This window comes from Neptunicella plasticusilytica, assembly GCF_047922965.1.
GTDB classification, from domain to species: domain Bacteria; phylum Pseudomonadota; class Gammaproteobacteria; order Enterobacterales; family Alteromonadaceae; genus Neptunicella; species Neptunicella plasticusilytica.
This window is the reverse complement of record NZ_CP150481.1, coordinates 1,067,261-1,086,107: the sequence shown is the minus strand read 5'-3', so window position 1 is coordinate 1,086,107 and position 18,847 is coordinate 1,067,261. Positions and strand designations below refer to the sequence as shown.

15 protein-coding genes and 1 riboswitch are annotated in these 18,847 nt (G+C 47.6%); of the genes, 12 read left to right on the top strand and 3 right to left on the bottom strand.

Going from position 1 to position 18,847, the window contains the following annotated elements:
• The first annotated feature begins 367 nt into the window (after positions 1-367).
• The 10 genes from V1467_RS04680 (at position 368) to V1467_RS04635 (ending at position 11,835) form a co-directional block, all read left to right on the top strand.
• The gene (locus V1467_RS04680; protein WP_416307641.1) at positions 368-1,156 is read left to right on the top strand and encodes a WecB/TagA/CpsF family glycosyltransferase; all 789 of its coding nucleotides are present in this window, start codon (positions 368-370) and stop codon (positions 1,154-1,156) included.
• Positions 1,157-1,177: 21 nt separating this feature from the next.
• Entirely contained in the window at positions 1,178-2,263 is a 1,086-nt protein-coding gene (locus tag V1467_RS04675; protein ID WP_416307640.1) for a glycosyltransferase, read from the top strand.
• A 2-nt stretch (positions 2,264-2,265) separates the two neighbouring features.
• Entirely contained in the window at positions 2,266-3,474 is a 1,209-nt protein-coding gene (locus V1467_RS04670; protein WP_416307639.1) for a glycosyltransferase, read from the top strand.
• Entirely contained in the window at positions 3,465-4,766 is a 1,302-nt protein-coding gene (locus V1467_RS04665) for an O-antigen ligase family protein (protein WP_416307638.1), read from the top strand. Before V1467_RS04670 ends, V1467_RS04665 begins: the two co-directional genes overlap by 10 nt.
• The gene (locus tag V1467_RS04660; RefSeq protein ID WP_416307637.1) at positions 4,766-6,232 is read left to right on the top strand and encodes an oligosaccharide flippase family protein; all 1,467 of its coding nucleotides are present in this window, start codon (positions 4,766-4,768) and stop codon (positions 6,230-6,232) included. The genes V1467_RS04665 and V1467_RS04660 overlap by 1 nt, the downstream gene beginning before the upstream one ends.
• A gap of 66 nt (positions 6,233-6,298) precedes the next feature.
• The gene (locus V1467_RS04655) at positions 6,299-7,036 is read left to right on the top strand and encodes a sulfotransferase family 2 domain-containing protein (protein WP_416307636.1); all 738 of its coding nucleotides are present in this window, start codon (positions 6,299-6,301) and stop codon (positions 7,034-7,036) included.
• Positions 7,037-7,070: 34 nt separating this feature from the next.
• The gene (locus V1467_RS04650; RefSeq protein ID WP_416307635.1) at positions 7,071-7,913 is read left to right on the top strand and encodes a sulfotransferase family 2 domain-containing protein; all 843 of its coding nucleotides are present in this window, start codon (positions 7,071-7,073) and stop codon (positions 7,911-7,913) included.
• The gene (locus V1467_RS04645) at positions 7,906-9,549 is read left to right on the top strand and encodes a hypothetical protein (RefSeq protein ID WP_416307634.1); all 1,644 of its coding nucleotides are present in this window, start codon (positions 7,906-7,908) and stop codon (positions 9,547-9,549) included. The genes V1467_RS04650 and V1467_RS04645 overlap by 8 nt, the downstream gene beginning before the upstream one ends.
• The gene (locus V1467_RS04640; protein WP_416307633.1) at positions 9,546-10,784 is read left to right on the top strand and encodes a glycosyltransferase; all 1,239 of its coding nucleotides are present in this window, start codon (positions 9,546-9,548) and stop codon (positions 10,782-10,784) included. The genes V1467_RS04645 and V1467_RS04640 overlap by 4 nt, the downstream gene beginning before the upstream one ends.
• Positions 10,777-11,835 (top strand): hypothetical protein, encoded by a 1,059-nt coding sequence (locus V1467_RS04635; protein ID WP_416307632.1) that lies wholly within the window; start codon positions 10,777-10,779, stop codon positions 11,833-11,835. The genes V1467_RS04640 and V1467_RS04635 overlap by 8 nt, the downstream gene beginning before the upstream one ends.
• Here V1467_RS04635 and V1467_RS04630 read toward each other — a convergent pair.
• Genes V1467_RS04630 through V1467_RS04620 form a run of 3 tightly spaced genes read right to left on the bottom strand, consistent with a single transcriptional unit; the run spans position 11,810 to position 15,535 of the window.
• Positions 11,810-12,805: an acyltransferase family protein gene (locus V1467_RS04630; protein WP_416307631.1), complete on the bottom strand. Its 996-nt coding sequence runs from the start codon at positions 12,803-12,805 to the stop codon at positions 11,810-11,812. The two genes, V1467_RS04635 and V1467_RS04630, sit on opposite strands and share 26 nt — an antisense overlap.
• A gap of 16 nt (positions 12,806-12,821) precedes the next feature.
• Positions 12,822-13,499: a sulfotransferase family 2 domain-containing protein gene (locus tag V1467_RS04625; protein WP_416307630.1), complete on the bottom strand. Its 678-nt coding sequence runs from the start codon at positions 13,497-13,499 to the stop codon at positions 12,822-12,824.
• On the bottom strand, positions 13,496-15,535 hold the full coding sequence (locus V1467_RS04620) for a right-handed parallel beta-helix repeat-containing protein (RefSeq protein WP_416307629.1): 2,040 nt from the start codon (positions 15,533-15,535) through the stop codon (positions 13,496-13,498). Before V1467_RS04620 ends, V1467_RS04625 begins: the two co-directional genes overlap by 4 nt.
• A 298-nt stretch (positions 15,536-15,833) precedes the next feature.
• Here V1467_RS04620 and V1467_RS04615 point away from each other — a divergent pair, with 298 nt between their 5' ends.
• On the top strand, positions 15,834-16,586 hold the full coding sequence (locus tag V1467_RS04615) for a GntR family transcriptional regulator (RefSeq protein ID WP_416307628.1): 753 nt from the start codon (positions 15,834-15,836) through the stop codon (positions 16,584-16,586).
• A 128-nt stretch (positions 16,587-16,714) separates the two neighbouring features.
• Positions 16,715-16,826, top strand: a riboswitch (TPP riboswitch).
• Positions 16,827-16,902: 76 nt separating this feature from the next.
• On the top strand, positions 16,903-18,843 hold the full coding sequence (gene thiC / locus V1467_RS04610) for a phosphomethylpyrimidine synthase ThiC (RefSeq protein WP_416307627.1): 1,941 nt from the start codon (positions 16,903-16,905) through the stop codon (positions 18,841-18,843).
• Positions 18,844-18,847: the final 4 nt, after the last annotated feature.

Below are 18,847 nucleotides of genomic sequence, written 5' to 3'. Positions count from 1 at the left end.
CAGAAATCATCCTTCAACAGAGCAGAAAATCGTTGTTGCGATAAACAGACAGTTTACCCTTCTAACGCTTAGCCTAACTCTGTCCAGTAATACCGTTAACCCTTTGTCTTTACAAGCCATTACTGTTTTAAATTAGTTATTCCAAATATCGGTGAGAACCATGTATTTATTGGCTTTCGTAGCCTTTTTCCAAATAAAAAAACAGCAGCATCCACGCGTTGGCTGATTCAATTATTCCCTCCCTGTGACAGAGCGGCATAGAAGTTGCGTTGTCCTGACTGCGTGCTGTTAAAAAATTCCACACAGCACAGAGCAACACTCTCAAATCTGGATCAAGCTATAACCACAAAGGAGCAGGGGGAACACGATGAAAATAGAAGAGGTTGTCTTCACCCGGGTTGGCGGGTTGCGTACCGCGTGCGTGACACGAGAACAGCTAGTGCGGCTGATTACAGAAAAGTCCTCGCGTGTCCGCTTCGACAAAGTTCACAATAAGCAAGTTCACCCCATGCTTATTTTCTCAACCAACGGTCATAGCATCTCTATCGCCAACAGCAATAAAGAGATGGGCGAGCTGTTAAATCAGGCAGATATTCTGCACGCTGATGGACAAAGTGTGGTGACATTTTCCAAGTATTTCAGCCAACATCCCATTCCCGAGCGCAGTGCCACCACGGATATGATCCATGACATTCCGCAAATGAGCAGAACCCCGTTGCGTCACTATTTGTTGGGTGGCAAGCAACAGACCGTCGATAAGTGCGCCGCAATTTTACAGCGTCAATACACAAATTTTGCCGTTGCCGGAGCGCATCATGGTTACTTTTCCGAGCAGGAAGAAGCAGAGCTGGTCAAACAAATCAATGAAACCCGCCCGGATGTGCTGTGGGTGGGGCTAGGCAAGCCCAAGGAACAACTATTTGCGTTGCGACAAAAACCGCATTTAAAAGTGCCGGTCATTATTACCTGTGGAGGCTGTTTCAACTTTGTCACCGGTGATTACAAGCGCGCGCCGCTGCTATTGCAAAACTTGGGACTGGAGTGGCTGCATCGGGCTATTACTGAACCCAGAAAATTGCTATGGCGCTATGTCACCACCAATCCCCACGCCATATTCTGCGTGGTAAAACACCGTTACCGTCACCAGCCACGTTAAGAACATATTGGAGCAAATCAAATGGAACAATACAAAGTACTGTTTTTGCATAAATGGTTTTCCCTGTCGGGCGGTGTCGAACGGGTGCATAAAAATCTGGCGACAGCATTATCGGAGCAGGGTGTCTATTCATCTTTTTATGTCTGCAATGTATCGGGTGATAAATATGCCGGATACAAAAAGCTGTGTGCCGAATTTGACGCCATCTGCCCTCGGCCAGGCTCAGACTTTATGACCCGGCTAAGGCATTTGTTCAGTCACATTAAACACAATAAAGTCAATGTGCTAATTGCAGCAACAGAAACGGCCAATATGCTGGCGTTATGCTGCTCACTGAAATTCCCGCAGTTAAAGGTTATCTACACCCGTCATTGTGCCTTTGATGTCAGTGATCAGAAGTTGCCAGCCTGGATGATCAAGGCATTGTACAATTTGTACAGTCTCAGCAACCAGTCGATTGTCACCGTATCACGTCATTTACAAGGTGAGCTGAACAGTGTCATTCGCATTGGTAAAAAAGACGTACGATTCATTCCTAATGCGGTCGTCAGCGACAAGGTATTGCAACTGGCTAATCAAAATACCGACAATTTTCAGTTAACCCGTTATTTTTGCGCAGTTGGTCGCCTGGTAGAACAGAAGGGCTTTGACTTATTGATCCGCGCCTATGCACAAGCTTTACGTAAGCAACCGGATTTACCCGGATTGGTGATTGTCGGTGTGGGAGACGATCTCGCCAGATTGCAGGCACTGGCCGAACAGCTAGGCGTCGCCGATTCGGTATTGTTCAACGGGTTTACCGACAATCCTTATTACATCATTAACGGTGCTGTGGCGTTTATTCTGTCATCCCGACATGAGGGCATGCCAACTGCCTTGATTGAAGCGATGTATCTGGATACGCCGGTGATCGCGTTTGATTGTCCAACCGGCCCGGCCGAGCTGATCCAGCATGGTGAAAATGGTCTATTGGTACCTTATATGGATATTGATGCAATGGCGGATGCGATTGTGAATTATCAGTCTATTTGCGGCAAATCCATTTCGCACAGCGTTAAAGATTTCCAGTACCAGAATGTGGCGCTGGCCTATATGAGTCAGTTCTAGTTATGGCCAACATCACGATTATTATTCACGATTTACGCGGCGGCGGCGCAGAGAAAATGATGGTGCGCCTGGCCAACCAGCTCGCTCGTGGCGGCGACCAGGTGGAAATCGTGCTGCTGGGTCAAGGAGGCAGTAACAAAGCCTTTGTTAATCCCGATGTCACACTTGTTGAATTGGGATGTGCCCGTACCTTACAGGCATTTTTGCCTTTACGCAGACACCTGTCACACAGTCGGCCCGACGCTATTTTAGCGGCGCTCACCCATGTAAATGTGATTGTTGCGCTGACCTGCTGGACGCTGGGCATGACCAAAAAACTCACCGTTAGCGAACGCAACACTTTTTCGCAAGATCGTACTCTGAATACCACCCTGGTAATGCGTTTTGCCTATTTTCTGGCCCCCTGGATCTATCGGTGCCTGCCGAATCCGGTAATTGCCGTTTCCCGCGGTGTGGCCGATGACTTGATCGCCTGCAGTGCGGTGCGTGACAAAGATGTGACCACTGCACCCAATCCGGTGATCACCGAAGAGACTATTCAGGCGTCGAATCAGTCACCTCGGCATCCCTGGCTACAACAAAAAAGCGGCAAAGTAGTGGTGGCGGTCGGCAGGCTGTGTCATCAGAAAGGTTTTGATTTATTGCTGCGGGCTTTCGCTGCCCTACCCGATCAAGCCGATACCCGTCTGATCATTTTTGGCGAAGGCGAGCTGCGTAGCCAGCTGGAACAGCAGATTATCGAGTTAGGCTTGTCAGCAAGGGTAGATTTACCGGGCTACACAGATAATCCGCTGGCTGAAATTAAACAGGCCGATTTGTTTGTTTTATCTTCCCGTTTTGAAGGCAGTCCCAACGGACTGGTCGAGGCGATGTCGGTTGGTACGCCGGTGGTGGCGTTTGACTGTCCGCATGGTCCACGCGAGATATTACTCAATGATCCCAAGTTATTTATCAAGGCCGAAACCGGCTCCGAACAGCAACCAACTGGTCAAATAAACTGGGAACAGCCCACAGAAGGATCGCTAGTCGCTTATCTGGATGTCGCGGCTCTCAGTCATGCCATGTCCAACAAGCTGAACCATCGCTATTCGCAACAACTAAAGCAGGGCATCGTAGAATCGGTACAAGGTTTTCAGGCCACATTGGCGTCTGCAGCATATCGAAAAAACCTGTTTGCACGCCTACCACAAGGAAGCGAGTTATGCAGATAACACTGGAGCGAGTCAAACGTCTGTACTTACTGCTGGCCATGCTTTATTACCTGGGATTTATTAATTTTATCAACCAGGTCGTGACGGCAGGTAAGCATGGTAATGCTTTTGCCACTAACGCTGAAGGCAGCGCTATCAAGCAGATTGTCGGCGTCCTGTTACTCGGCGCAGGATTGTGGCTACTATCTCGCCAGTCTCCCCGCCGCCTGATGGAAGGTCTGAAGCGCAACGGCTTCTGGATCATATTAGTGCTGTATTTTCTGGCTTCGGTTTATTGGTCATATGTACCAGCCATCAGTTTTCGCCGTGTCGTTGCTTTCAGCACCTTGTTGATAGTGGCTTACTGCCTGATCGAGTTCTTCGAGCCAATTTCACTGTTCAAACTGATTGCCCGAACCATCAGTATTGCTGCAGGATTGGGACTGATTTACTTTGTGATTGATCCCGCAGCGGCGTCGATTACACAGAGCGACATCCGCTCAAATGCCTTTTTGGGCATTATGGCGGATAAAAACACCGGTGCACGACTCTATTCCTACGCAATACTGATTATGGTTGGATTGAAACTGTACCGGCGCCATCTGGATAAACTGGCGTTGATGGCGCTGAGCGTGTGCATTTTACTATCCCAGTCTGCCACCGCCATTGTGATGACAGTCGGCGGCATCGGGTTAATCACCGTATTACGCTTTATCCGCACTCACAAGGCCAGACGTAACCTGAACCGGATCTTGATGGTCTGCTTGCTGCTCATTGCCGGTGGCGTGCTAGTCAGTTATTTGTACGAGTTTCTGCTCGAACTGTTGGGACGCGATCCGACCCTGACCAACCGGGTCATTATCTGGCAGTTGATGGACGCCTATGTTGAACAGGAGAAATGGTTTGGTTATGGTTTTGGCGCGTTCTGGGCCAGCGATGCGGTAGAAGGATTTGTCGATAGCTGGGGCTACATAGGTAATGCCCACAGTGGTTATTACGAAGCGTTGCTAAACGGCGGCGTGGTGTGTTTGACACTGGTTTTTCTGATCTTCGGCAAGACATTGCTGGATCTGGCACGCAAATATATCGTTGATCCCAAAGGGGATTTTTATGCGGTGCTGATCCCGATTATTCTGCTGCAAGTCGTCGTAAATTACATCGCCTTTATCATCATCAACCATAACAGTTACGACATGTTTGTTTTTGCCCTGATCTCTTTCGCGGCTTGTCACACAGTATCTGTACCTGAAAAACGATCCCTACCGGCATTTCGCTTTACCCATCCACAAACTATGCTACGGGGAGATCGCTAATGCGTGATAGTGCTGAACAAACTGAGCAAATAACCCCATTGAAACGCTCCAATCAAAAGGTCATTAACCTGATCTGGATATTTTCCGGAAATTACGGAAATGTGCTGTTCTCTGTCCTGTCGTTTCTGACTTACGCCTACTTTTTAACACCGGAACAATTTGGTATTGGAATTTTCTGTATCGCCGTGGTGGAATCTTTTGGGGTTATCTACGGCAGCACCATTGAGGACCCGCTGGTGCGGCGACCCAATTTACGCCATACCGATATCAGCTCAACCTTCTGGATTGGTGGAGCGCTCAGTACCATCACTGTCGCTGTTGCAATAGTGATTACCTATTTATCCGACTATCAGTTTATTTGGCTAATGAGTTTCTGTTTTACCAAACTGATCATGTCGGTGCTCTGTCGCCCGATGATCGCCATGTGCCGCAAACGGCGCCAGTTCAAAATACTCTCCATCCGCACTCTGGTCGCCCGATTTATGGGCACCTGCACAGGCGTTTTTATCGCGGTGCAAGGCGGGGGGGAATGGGCCCTTGTCGGTCAGGCGGTATTTATCGAAACTTTTTCGCTGATGATGTTACTCAAAGTCAGTCACGGTTATCTGAGAGCGCCGGTCAGCAAAAAAGCCTTCCGGCGTATTGTGCGTGAAGGCATCCCAATCGGTCTTAAGGCGACATTCTGGAGCATGCTGACCCGCGGCACGATCATTGTTCTAGGCTTGGTCTGTACCCCAACGATTCTGGGCTATTTCGGTTTTGCTAATCGTTTAGTGCGCTTACCTTTGACTGCGTCAACCAATAGTCTGAACAGCTACGCGTTGCCGGTACTGGCCACCAAGGTCAACAATGAAGATGATGTGGCCGAATTCTTTAGCCGCATAACATTGGCGACTTCGGCTGTTTTTATGCCGGTATTTTTACTCGGCAGCGCACTGGCACCGGCATTTATCCCGATGATATTTGGCGATAAATGGCAAGACTCGATATTTATTTTTCAATGCCTGAGTCTGATTTTCGGACTCAAATTTTGCATGATTTATATTTCCAAAGTTTTGTCCGCTCATGGCAAATCCAAATTAGGTCTGGGCAAGGAGTTTATCAACCTGTGCGTGTTTTTTACTGTTCTGACCTTCGCTGGCCCTCATCTAGGTGGCATGGCGGCGGTATTAGCACTGGCAATACATGCGAGCACAGATTTCTTTATTAAAACCCACTCATTGTCACGGCTGTTCGGTTTGCAGTATTCCAGGCTTGGTTTTGGTTTACTGAAAATTATCGGTTGTTGTGCCGCGATGATGTTTTCTGCGGATCAATGCTGGCAAATATTGCAGCGCACTGAATTGTTTAATCCCGTTTTGACCTTTGCCACTGCCGTATTGATGGGCGTAACCACTTACCTGGCGCTGCTTTGGTTGATCTATCCACGCAGTTTTTCTTTATTAAAAGGATTGTTAAGAAAATGACAGAGATGACATTAGCGTTGTCACGACAAGCAAGACAGATACTTTCTGGCAACCACAGGATAAATGATGAGTTATAACGCTTTTTTCTGGTTACATATCAAGAAGTCGGCGGGGATTTCCACGCGCCAATTGATGCAACCTTATTATCAGGAGGTAGATCGCATCCATTGGCCAGCAAACTTTGTCCAGTCACCTAAAGAGCATTACAACGACATTCTGAACAATTACCGGATGTTGCTGGGCGAATATCAGTTCAAACGCAGTCTGTTTGCCAAAGAGGTGTTGTATCGCCATGAATGGGAACAGATGTTGTCGTTTGCTTTTGCGCGCGAACCGGTAGCCCGCTGTATCAGCATGTTTTATTACCTCTACTGGCAAGGTGGCGGAATCAAAAAATTTGTCAAAAATGTCACCCGTAAAACACTTAAAACTCGCAAAATTCATTACAGCACGGCGGGCGCATTTGATCATTTTCTGGACTATGTCGCCAAGGCGCAATATGCCAAATCCATATACCAGCCGTTGGGCAGTCATTTTTCGACTCATACCAATTCGATGTGGCGCGACGTCACTGACGATGACGGCAATATATTACTCACCCGTATTTACCGACTGGAAAGCCTGTTACCCGCATTGAACGAGGTGTTTGAAGAATGTGGTTTACCCAAACGTTTACTGCACAACCAGTACAGCAATACCACCACTAATAAGGGCCTGTATCAGCCAAGCAAGGCACAGCGGGTAAAAATTGAAGCACTGTTTGGCAAAGATTTTGAGCTGTATGAATCAGCAATCAGTTGCTAGGCCAACAGTAATGAATACCCTAAAAGGAGGAAGGATGACAATCAACATAAGCAATACACCTTCACACGACTGGCGAGGTCAGCCCGGCTTAAAATACCGGCTATTTTCGTTTCTGCCCCGTCGGCTTTTTCTGGAGTTACGCTGGAACGCCAACCGTTTTTTCCGGCAAAGTTACCATACCCAGTCGCAATATCTGCGCCAGCGCACCAACTGTGATCCGGATGCCAATTCGCTGCATCCTTTTGACAAGACCCGTTCTATTTTTGTGCACATCCCAAAATGTGCCGGGATCTCGGTTAACCATACTCTGTATGGCAATCTGGCCGGCGGCCACAAGACCCTGGATCAGTATCTGCGTATTTTTGAGCCCCGGCTGGTACTGTCCTATTTCAAATTCAGCATAGTACGCAATCCCTGGGATCGACTGGTGTCGGCTTATCATTTTTTACAAAAAGGCGGTGCCAATAATGAAGACAGAGACTGGTTTACCCGGCACTTGATCCAGTACCCGACTTTTGACAGCTTTGTGCGCGGCTGGTTAAACGCCAAAAACGCACGTAGCTGGTATCACTTCAGACCCCAGGTTGATTATCTGCTCGACAGTTCTGGCAAGGTCAGTCTGGACTTTATCGGCCATTTTGAAAATCTGCATGATGACTTTGCCTATATTGCCAAGAAGCTGGGTAAAGACGTCACTCTGGCTAATAGTAACAAGAGCAAGCACGTGGACTACAGATCCTACTACGACGATGAAACTCGCGATATCGTCGCCCAGGTCTATGCAAGGGATATCGCGTTACTCGGTTACACCTTTGACAATAGTGGTATGGAATCCATATTCGGTAACAGAAATAAAGGAGTGACAAGCCATGAATAACACCATTCACACCAGGCAGCCCGAGTTATCCTTTTGTATTCCGGTCAAGAATCGCTTTGCCGATATACAGGCGACATTACGTCAGAACCTTGAGGATAACCGTGAAGACGAGGCACAAATCGAATTTATCCTGATCTGTTTTGACGACTATCACTATATGCACGCTGATGACGACAATAATCACAATGTGCAACGCTGGGTAGAACTGAATTTCGCCGATGATCTGGCCTCCGGTTACTTGCGTTTTTACCACCTCAGCGGTTTACCTCAATGGCATTTTGGCAAAGCCAAGAATGCCTTCAAACCTTATATTAAAGGTAAAATCTATGCCAGTCTGGACGGTGATAACTTTACCGGCAAACATGCAGGGCGACATATTATTAATGTCTTCCGTCATCATCAGTATCAGTGTGTGTTACATCAGTTTCAGGGCGATTATGGCGACGGCACCTGTGGACGTATTGCATTAAAACGCGAGCATTATCTGGATTGGGGTTACGATGAAAACTTTTTGCCCCGCCAATGGGACGAGCTGGATGCCATCCTGACCACACTAGTCAATCAACCTGATGCGACCTATATCTGTTACGTGGGACAGGGTAAAAATATTTTGCAACGCAGCTATCCAATCCGGCGCTTTATGAAAGACCATGATCGGGAATTCCGGCAACAGGAAATTGCTGATCCGGGATTATTTGATCATTCAGGACAGCAACAAGTCGCCGCTGTTGGGCAGCATGATTCAGAGTATGTCGCTCAGGATATCAATATGCGTCTGGCATCGATTTATAACAATCACCTGTCACTGATGAAGAATTCTGATCGTGCCGAGCTGAAATACCGTTACGAACAGGAACTGATCAACTGTCAGCGTAATATGCTGCAAAATATCGAGCCTGAACGCCTGCAGCAGTGGTTTTTGAATACCTTGTCAACCAGTCCCTATCTTAATGATCCCAGAGAGGGCAACACGTTGCTGTTTGGCTGGATTGATCACAATAAAATGGATCACAGTACTTTTCAGGCCTGGCATAAACACCACAGCGATTTAGGCGTAGAGACGTTTTTTCTGGTCGTCGATCCCGCTGCCCGTTTCACCGGTTTTGATACCAGCCTGTTTCCGGACGTGCAACTGATGGAACCCGCCGTTACCTTGCCGGCAGACGCTGTCGGCAACTGCATGTTTCTGCTGGAAATATTGCTCAAAGTCTACGGACAAGGAAAACAATGTTATTTACTCGGGGAAGATCCCTGGGTTCCAGTCGATTTAAATCGACTCACTATGCCGCAAGGCAAGAATATTACCGGTGCGATATTGTCTCATGACAAACTCGTCAACCCGCTGCTAGACAATCATTTGTGTGAGTATGTGAAAACCGGCAAGGCGGAGAAAAAACAGTCTTCATATCGCCTGGTCAACAAAGCCAATCACCTGATACAGCAGATTTTGTCAGATCTGGAAGAGCTGGCGGAACGGTCTATCAGCCGGCTGAAAAACTCTAAACTGAATTATAACGGCCCTATATTGCTTAACTGGCAACCCGATATGAGTCTGGCCAGTGACAAAGGTAAACTGCTGGTCAAAGCCAAACAGCAAAAATATTCCTATGTCCGGTTTAGCGGTGCACGAGAATGATATTGTCACATTTGTTCAGCTCTATGGTATCCACTAGTAAACCTGACCCTCAACGGGATCAGCGTCCAAGGGTGGCCCTGATCCACCCCGAAGCGGGGGTATCGTCAAATGGAGGTTCACAGTTGAGTGCACTTGAACTGGCGCGTCATCTGCAACCCTATTTCAGGGTTACCCTGTTGTGCAGCGCTAAGTCAGCGGAGCATATGGGCGAGAACGCCGATGCCTTTGTTAAAATATTGCCCGCTATCCCCAGGGGTAAAGTGAAACCCTGGTTGCAGCACCCGGTTATTGGCCCGTTATTAAAACCGTTGGCCAGAAACCCGGAAATCTTGATTGAGCTGCTCACCAGCTTTATTCCGTATTTTCTGTACCTGATGCGTCATCCGGTTGATTTGCTTTATCCCAACAACGGTTATGCCGGTCTGGTGTTAGCCAACCGGGTACGCGCGTTAACCGGCACACCTGTTCTGTATACCGAACGGGCCGGCAGACTGGCACAGGGAAAAATTTTACAACGGGATTTGGCTTATCGACCGGATCATATGGTGGTATTTGATCAGGATACCCTGGATATCGTCAACACTTCTGCGCCAAATCAATCAGCCAGCATTATTCCCAATGGTGTCGATCTTTCCCGTTTTAGCCGGCAGGGAGACAAGATTAATCTGGGTTTACCTGGTCCGGTGGTGGTCTGTGTTGGTTCGTTATATCGCAGCAATCACAAACGCATTGAGCTCACCATCCGAGCCATGGCCAAACTGCCTCAATGCAGTTTACTAATTTGTGGCGATGGCCCGGATCGTCAGCACTTCCAGCAGCTTGCCTACTCGCATCTGGATTCAGAACGGATCCGTTTTGCGTCGTTTGGCTTTGACCAAATGCCTGCGGTTTATCGCAGTTGTGATCTATTTACCCTGGCCTCAGACAATGAACCTTTTGGTCGGGTTTATCTTGAAGCGCTGGCCAGTGGATTGCCGGTCGTCGCGCCTGATGATTCGATGCGACGCAGTATTATCGGCCAAGCCGGGATCCTCTGCGACGTAACCGATATCGAGCAATATGCCGCCAGCATCGAGCGGGCTCTGCAACTCAAAGATCAGCTTGAATGGCAAAAAGATGCCAAACGTCAGGCAATCAAATTTAGCTGGATCAATATTGCCGAGCAATACGCCGAATTAATGCTGGACATCATCAATAAAAATGCCCAACGACAAATCAGGGATCAGTATGAGTGATAAAATTTACTACTTCCCTTTTCAGCACGTTAACCGTTATGTGGATTTAACCAAACAGACGCTGGATGATCTTGGCTACCAAGTGATTAGCTACCGAAAATTGTATCGACTGGGCAATCTGTTTAGCCGGCAGCATAATATCGCGGTACTCAACTGGTTTGAAGATCGGCCTTATCGCAAGAGCTTTTCACCGTTCAAACAGCATATTGAGCGGGTGCGCACCTTTTTTGGCATTCTGTTTATGGGTTTGGTCAGCCATAAAATCATTTGGGTCAGGCACAATTATCTGCCGCACAACCTGGGTCAATCCAGTCGCACCGGACAACACTTGGCGCAAACCAGACGTCCGCTTTCGCATCGGATAAACTGTTTTTTACTCAAACATATTGCCAGCCAGATTGTGAGCATGGAACCTACCGATTTGACGACTGCTGTGGTGCCCCATCCCCTTTATCGCAGTGACAGTCAGCTTGAATCGGCCAGTCATGCAGCGCCTAAGGAGACAGTCATCGACTATCTCTTTTTTGGCACTATCAAACCCTATAAACGGCTGGAAGAGCTGCTTGAATACTGGCCTGCAGGAATGACGCTGAATATACTGGGTTTTTGTGCTGAGCAAACCTATTGCACCTATCTTAATGGCATTATCCAGCGACGCCAGTTGCGGGTAAACTGGCAAAATGAATATGTTGACGAGCAAGAACTCAACCATGCATTAGCCCATACCCGCTACGTTATTATGCCCCATGAGGATGACAGCATGATCTCGTCGGGTACCTTTTATCATGCCGCCAGTTACGGCACTAACTTTTTGTGTTTTCCGTCTAAATTTGCGATTAATAAAGCACAAAAACATACTTTCGTGCACTTGATTGATAAAACCCGGCTGGAACAGGATTTAGCCGAAATTAACTATATTGATCCCCAACAGGTTATCAGCCAAAGCCTGGATTGCTATGGTCAAGCGGCGCAAAAACAGGCCTGGCAACGACTGCTACAATCGTCCTATTCAGATGAACATAGCCTCAGGAAGCAAAAAATTTACGATTGAACAGCATCTCCACACTTGTCCCCTTGGCCAGTTTACTGGCCAGGTAACCGGTGATAACGGCAAACACCACCGCACAGCACATGGTTAACCAGTGCGAGTAAATCCCCAGTTTTAACAGCAACATGCGGGTTGCGGCCGGAAACGGAAAGTGAGTCAGATAAATATATAAACTGATACCGCCAATATAAACCATTAACTCGGTGAATTTTGCGCTAGGTGCCAGACGGGTAATACTAAGACAAAACTTAAGAAACACCAGCACCGTCAGTATTGACAAAAAGGGTAATAAAAAGAACGGCAGGTAGGGTTTTATAAAGGCCACAATAGGGCTCAGCATTAAAAATATCAGGATCCACAAGCGGCTTTCTCCCGAGGATAGCAGCAGCTCTTTCAACGATTCGGCGTAATAAAAACCAATAGCATAAAACAGATATATCCAGGCCAGACGCTGAAAGATTGAGTCATCAAACCAGCCATAAAACGCCCCATTCAGAATGTTTACCAACAACGCGATGGATACCACCAAAGCGGGAGATTGACGTCTGAGTAAAATGGTAATGGCAAAAGACAACAGCAGTGCATAGATAAACCAGATAGTGGGTACCGGATCCCACAGAATGTGCAGGATCTCGTTAACCTCCATATGAGTATTGGTAAAGCTGTTGGACATCAAGCGAGTGAGATAGATAATCACACTCCACACCAGATAAAGGTAAATCCAGTCAAGCAGCTTGCCACGCAGTTTTTCATGACTGTCGTGCAAAATAGAACGGCGCACCAACATACCCGAGACCATAAAAAACATCGGCATCAACCAGACCCTGAAGTAATTGGCCAGCAAGGTAATATTGCCGGATTTATCCTCAAAGCTGTTTAATGTGCCCTCGGTAGTATGGTAAACCACTACCAGGCAAATCCCCGCTCCTTTGGCAAAGTCTAACCATTTAGATCGCTGCGTATGACTTGTCACGGCTTACTATCCTTATTTACTCAAAACGATAATCAAATAATGCAATTTCTTCCCGATAGTAACGGCCTATCAGTTCAATGCTCTGATCATCAAACTCAAGGCGAGGGTCGCCCTTTTCTCCGGCAATTTTATGCGGGAGGTTAATATCGGTGACATGTAGCTGATCACATATTTGCTCAAAATCCTCTTGCAGATTCTCGAAACGGGCGATGTAGTCCATCGGGATATTACCGTCATAATCTTTTAGCCAGTAGGTTTGGGGGCGCAAGAACCCCTTGCCAATAAACTGGTGGATAAACTGGTTAAACTCCAGATCAGGGCTGATACCGTAATTGCGCTGATGAATTTTGTCGCGCATCGCATTTTTATACCAGGAATGCGCCCGAAACCAGGGATTGCGTACCACGGTAAATTTGTAATAACGCTGATATTGCAACGCATTTAACCCCAGCGCATTCTTGGGATTGGCGGGTACCCGGTGTTTATGCCGCAACCGGCGAATATAATCCTTGATATTTTCAACACTCAAAAAAGTGCGCGGACAAACGGCTGGCGCCTGGATCATGCGAATACTGCGATGATCTTGTCCTCCCCGGCCATTGTGACCGTCGAAATGGCCAAAGGCATCTTCGATACTGGTTCCCGCACATTTTGGTATGTGAATAAAAATACACTGGTGCTGATGCGAAATCATGGCTGATTCTCTCCCTGGCTAATAATTCCGACCTGACTGACGCCCTCTGCCGACAGTTGTGAAAAATTCGCGATACGTTCAGTTTCAACCGGCAATGGGTAGGAATGCGCATCGCTAGCCAGAATCTTTTGGGCATAATCCTGCTCCAGCTGTCTGGCATATTGATAAGGAACGGCAATAACAGCTTTAATCTTGGCTTCATTCAACTCAAGGTTATAAATAAGATTGTTGCTAAATACGGCAAACGCGCTCTTATCAATCACCCCGTAGCCTTTGTTATCCCACGAGCTTTTATTCAGCATAATATTGTTGCGCACCATGGCCCAATAGCTGTAATCACCTTCAAAGCGCGCGCCAGCAATAGCGTTAGCACTTTTGTTGACGATTAGATTTTCAAAAATCAATGTTCGCCCGGCGGGAGCGGCATAGACACCGCCCATTTTTATCCCGGCCCAGGCACTTCCCCGTTCATCGCCCAGATTATGGATATGGTTATTAAAAATATAACTGGGCCCAAGCTGGTTGGGTATGGCACTGACACCGCAGTAGCCCTGTTCGACTTCATTGTTGTAAAACAACACATTACTCTGCCCGCCATCCAGTTCCACCACATCATCGTTAGCGTAAGCCAGATAGTTGTCATAAATGGCCGAATCACGTACAAACCCGCCCCACATTCTGGGATTAGAATCCCCTTCGATCACATCATTAAATCGATGATCCCGGCTACCAAAAAAACGGTTATGACGTATAACGACCTGCCCCTTGAATTCAGGATCAGGATGATTGGCCCAGGCCAGATAAGCATTGGGGCCCATTGGATGACCATTGCCCCAATTATTCGCTTTGGCGCGCGGTGAATGTACTGTGCAATTTTCTACCACCACCACCCCGGTGCGCATCAAGGCAAAAGCAGAATCATAATTTATCGGTGACTTGTCTTGCTCGCTTTCATAAAATTTGCCGTTTTTTTCCACGTTGGGCGCCCGGCCCCATCCGGAAATATCACAACCGTTGAACCATAGATGATGAGCTTTATAGCTGTTAATGGCATTTTTTCGTCCCCCCACAACAGTAATGTTCTCAAACAGGATATAGCTGTTGTTACCAATCTTTATTGCCGAGTTATCACCTTCTCCGGCAATGATCGGAGTATCTTTATCCCCCACAATTTTTGCCCAGCCTTGCTCGGTGCCCTGAATTTTCAGCGCTTCCAGATCCAGCCTGCCGCCAGTGTAAATGTCGGATAATCGATACACCTTTTGCGGATCAACAGGCGGTGAATTAGCGCGGGTGGTAAATTGTTCAACTTGTTGGTCAAGTAGTTGCTGGCCTTTGAAACGGGTGATTTCAACCTCATAACGGGTATCGGGTTGCAGATGAACTATGCTGCCGGATAATGCACTGCGCACCGGATCCCACTGCAACGGCAAGCCGACTTGCCAGGTGGTAGACCCCAGCTCACGAAAACGAATATCGGCATGATGATCAAGTTGTTGATTAAACAATGTAATACTGGATGAATGAAATAGCGGCTGTATCTTAATAGCATCAGCGCTACGAATACTGGCTAAAAAGCGCCACCCCTGATCAAGACCGGCGCGCTCGGCGACAGCCATAACCAGGGATGACGAAAAGTGCTCGTCTTTTTCGAGCATGTGGAGCAATTGATAACTTTCAATCGGATAAAGCAGCAACGCTGCCAGAATAGTGTCTTGACTCGCCTCAGCAGATGGTTGCGCCTTGGCTCGTATTAGCTCAATAAGGGGAGTGTGTTGCTGCAAACCAAGCAATAAATAGCGCACCTGTTCAGGATATTCGAGCAACTCGATTGCAGATTGATCCGGTAGCTCGCCATCACGCTGGGTGTCGTTGATTACCGCCACAACATCCGCAGATTCATTAACATCCTGCCCCGCAATTTTGGCCAATAAAATATCACCCGGTTGCGGTCTTAATGCGTTTAATTCAATTGAGTAGGCAGAGGGCCCTTGCTGCGCACCAGCCTTGGCAAAGGCTGCAGCACTTGCCAACATTCCTGTCGCCAATATCACCAATATAAATGTTGTGCTCCGCAATCCCATTTGTGCCCTTTGATTTTTGCTTTTACCCGAATGGATAACTTAGATATAAGCAAACCTTGAGCCAGGTGGGGACGTTGATAGGCTAGCAAGACTGTAACAGGATCTGATTTACCACTATTTTTAAAAATAGTCATCGTATTGGAGACTGAAACGACGATAAATTTTGCATATTTAATCGCCAGCGATTACTCTCTGGATAATCCTGATGAAAACATTTACATTTGTTTAAAAACAGCAACTTATCATTTTCATGGCAAACCAGAGAGTACCGAAAAATTTAGTTATCGACTTTAGCCGTTCAACCTCGATGCAGTTGTTTGAATACCTGCGTGACGAGATAGTGGCGATGAGCTTTTTGCCCGGCGAAAAAATTTCCGAAAACAGTTTGTCGGAGCGCTTTGGTGTTAGTCGCACTCCGGTACGTGAGGCCATTGCCAAACTGGTCACTTTGGGCTTTGTCGAGGTGCGCCCACAGCGTGGTACTTTTGTTTCCAAACTCAGCCTGACGCAAATACTCGAAGCGCGGTTTATCCGTGAAGCGCTGGAAGTGGCCATAACCGAGCATGTGGCCGGTCATGCAACCCAGGAATTGATTGACGAATGTGAAGCCATAATTACCCGTCAACAAGCCGCTGCATCACAACAAGATGCGCTGCTGTTTCAGCACCTTGATGATGAGTTTCACCAGAAGTTGGCCGACTTTACCCATTTTGAACGGGCCACCAATCTGATCCAGTCGGAAAAGGCCCATATGGACAGAGTCAGGAATTTGAGTTTGCAAGAGCTAGGCGGACAATACCAGCGCGTATTGTCTCAACATTGTGCCATTCTGGACGGGATCAAGGCCGCTAAGCCGGAACTCAGTCGTGAAGCTATGCGTGTTCATACCCGGGAAATTTTGAATATTTTAGGTACAGTGCAATCAATGCACCCTGATTATTTTGAAGAACATGCTGCCGACGAAAAAGTCATCCTGGATCTGAAAATACACCGTACAGATTAGAGACCGTTTCGGTTTAGCCCTATCGGCGTCCGGGTTCCTCTCCCAGTGTTTACCCGGCTCGCCTTGTTGTTTGGTAAATTTATCTGCCGAAAAGGTTGTATTGATTTTTAGACTCCCCTACCATGCAACCGAACTTGTCGGAGTGCCCAGTTATTTTTTAACGGGCTGAGATCGCTTTATGCGGGATCCGTAGAACCTGATTAGATTAACATCTGCGAAGGAAACAAGGTAAGCCACATCAACCTACCTGAGATCTACACTCCGTCTTTTGCATTGCCAACCACCGCGTTGGTACAACAACACAAAAGGCAGAACCATGACAACATTATCTCGTCGCGAACGACGTAACCAGGCACAAGCATTTTTAAGCAACGGCGCCAGTCAACATTTTCCGCATTCGCAAAAAGTGTATGTAGAAGGAAAACTCCATCCAATTAAAGTGGGCATGCGTGAAATTAGTCTGTCCGATTCTTTGGTCGGCGGCGATGAAAACAATCCGGTTTATAAACCGAATGCACCGGTTAGGGTATATGATACCTCCGGCCCCTATACCGACCAACACACCAAAATAGATGTTCATACCGGCCTAAATAAATTACGCGCGGACTGGATCACCGCTCGCGCGGATAGCGAAGAATTAACCACCGCCAGCTCGGGTTACAGCCAACAACGATTAGCCGATGAAGGACTGGATCATATCCGTTTTGAAAACCTGCCCAAAGTGCGCCGCGCCAAGGCCGGTAAAAACGTAACCCAAATGCATTATGCACGACAGGGGATCATTACGCCGGAAATGGAATACATTGCCATCCGTGAAAATCTGCAACGTCAGGCGCAAAAAGATGACATGCTGAATCGGCAGCATCCGGGACACAGTTTTGGCGCCAGCATTCCGGCCGAGATTACCCCGGAGTTTGTTCGACAAGAAGTGGCCAGTGGCCGTGCCATTATTCCCTGCAACATAAACCACCCGGAAACCGAGCCGATGATTATCGGACGAAACTTTATGATTAAGGTCAACGCCAATATTGGCAATTCGGCAGTCTCCTCTTCAATAGAAGAAGAAGTGGAAAAATTGGTGTGGTCGACCAAATGGGGAGCCGATACCGTGATGGATTTATCCACCGGGCGCTACATTCATGAAACCCGTGAATGGATCATCCGCAACTCACCGGTGCCTATTGGTACCGTGCCTATTTATCAGGCACTGGAAAAAGTGAACGGCATAGCCGAGGATCTGACCTGGGAGATTTTCCGTGACACTCTGATCGAACAAGCAGAACAAGGTGTGGATTACTTCACCATCCATGCTGGAGTACTGTTGCGCTATGTGCCGATGACCGCCAAACGGGTCACCGGTATCGTTTCTCGTGGCGGCTCGATTATGGCCAAATGGTGTTTGTCGCATCATCAGGAAAATTTTCTCTACACTCACTTTGAAGACATCTGTGAAATCTGCAAAACCTATAATGTAGCATTTTCGCTCGGTGACGGTCTGCGTCCCGGCTCGATTGCCGATGCCAATGACGAGGCCCAGTTTAGTGAACTGGAAACCCTGGGTGAACTGACCCAAATCGCCTGGAAACATGACGTGCAGGTCATGATTGAAGGCCCAGGTCATGTACCCTTGCATATGATTAAAGAAAACATGGAGCAACAGTTAAAGCTGTGTGATGAGGCGCCCTTTTATACGCTGGGGCCACTCACTACCGATATTGCCCCGGGTTACGACCATATTACCTCGGGTATTGGTGCCGCCAATATTGGCTGGTATGGCTGCGCCATGCTGTGTTATGTCACTCCCAAGGAACACTTGGGTCTACCCAATAAAGAAGATGTCAAAGAAGGCTTGATTACCTATAAAATTGCCGCCCATGCCGGTGATTTGGCCAAAGGCCACCCCGGTGCGCAAATTCGTGACAACGCCTTGTCCAAAGCACGTTTTGAATTCCGTTGGGTAGATCAGTTTAACCTGGGGCTGGATCCGGATCGTGCCCGCGAGTATCACGATGAAACACTGCCCAAGGAATCCGGCAAAGTGGCGCACTTCTGCTCGATGTGCGGCCCCAAGTTCTGCTCGATGAAAATCACTCAGGATGTACGTGACTATGCCAAAAGTCTGGAAACAGGTTCCGACGACAACATTGAAATCACACTGCTCGATACATCGACCAGCTCAGCACAACAACAGGGCATGCAGCAAATGTCGGAACAGTTTAAAGCCAGCGGCTCTGAACTTTACCACCTACCCAAGTAAGCTG

Excerpts from the sequence above, each read along its gene's own strand:
- V1467_RS04680 (WP_416307641.1), top strand. The coding sequence starts at position 368 with ATGAAAATAGAAGAGGTTGTCTTCACCCGGGTTGGCGGGTTGCGTACC.
- V1467_RS04675 (WP_416307640.1), top strand. The coding sequence starts at position 1,178 with ATGGAACAATACAAAGTACTGTTTTTGCATAAATGGTTTTCCCTGTCG.
- V1467_RS04670 (WP_416307639.1), top strand. The coding sequence starts at position 2,266 with ATGGCCAACATCACGATTATTATTCACGATTTACGCGGCGGCGGCGCA.
- V1467_RS04665 (WP_416307638.1), top strand. The coding sequence starts at position 3,465 with ATGCAGATAACACTGGAGCGAGTCAAACGTCTGTACTTACTGCTGGCC.
- V1467_RS04660 (WP_416307637.1), top strand. The coding sequence starts at position 4,766 with ATGCGTGATAGTGCTGAACAAACTGAGCAAATAACCCCATTGAAACGC.
- V1467_RS04655 (WP_416307636.1), top strand. The coding sequence starts at position 6,299 with ATGAGTTATAACGCTTTTTTCTGGTTACATATCAAGAAGTCGGCGGGG.
- V1467_RS04650 (WP_416307635.1), top strand. The coding sequence starts at position 7,071 with ATGACAATCAACATAAGCAATACACCTTCACACGACTGGCGAGGTCAG.
- V1467_RS04645 (WP_416307634.1), top strand. The coding sequence starts at position 7,906 with ATGAATAACACCATTCACACCAGGCAGCCCGAGTTATCCTTTTGTATT.
- V1467_RS04640 (WP_416307633.1), top strand. The coding sequence starts at position 9,546 with ATGATATTGTCACATTTGTTCAGCTCTATGGTATCCACTAGTAAACCT.
- V1467_RS04635 (WP_416307632.1), top strand. The coding sequence starts at position 10,777 with ATGAGTGATAAAATTTACTACTTCCCTTTTCAGCACGTTAACCGTTAT.
- V1467_RS04625 (WP_416307630.1), bottom strand. The coding sequence starts at position 13,499 with ATGATTTCGCATCAGCACCAGTGTATTTTTATTCACATACCAAAATGT.
- V1467_RS04620 (WP_416307629.1), bottom strand. The coding sequence starts at position 15,535 with ATGTTGGCAAGTGCTGCAGCCTTTGCCAAGGCTGGTGCGCAGCAAGGG.
- V1467_RS04615 (WP_416307628.1), top strand. The coding sequence starts at position 15,834 with ATGGCAAACCAGAGAGTACCGAAAAATTTAGTTATCGACTTTAGCCGT.
- thiC (WP_416307627.1), top strand. The coding sequence starts at position 16,903 with ATGACAACATTATCTCGTCGCGAACGACGTAACCAGGCACAAGCATTT.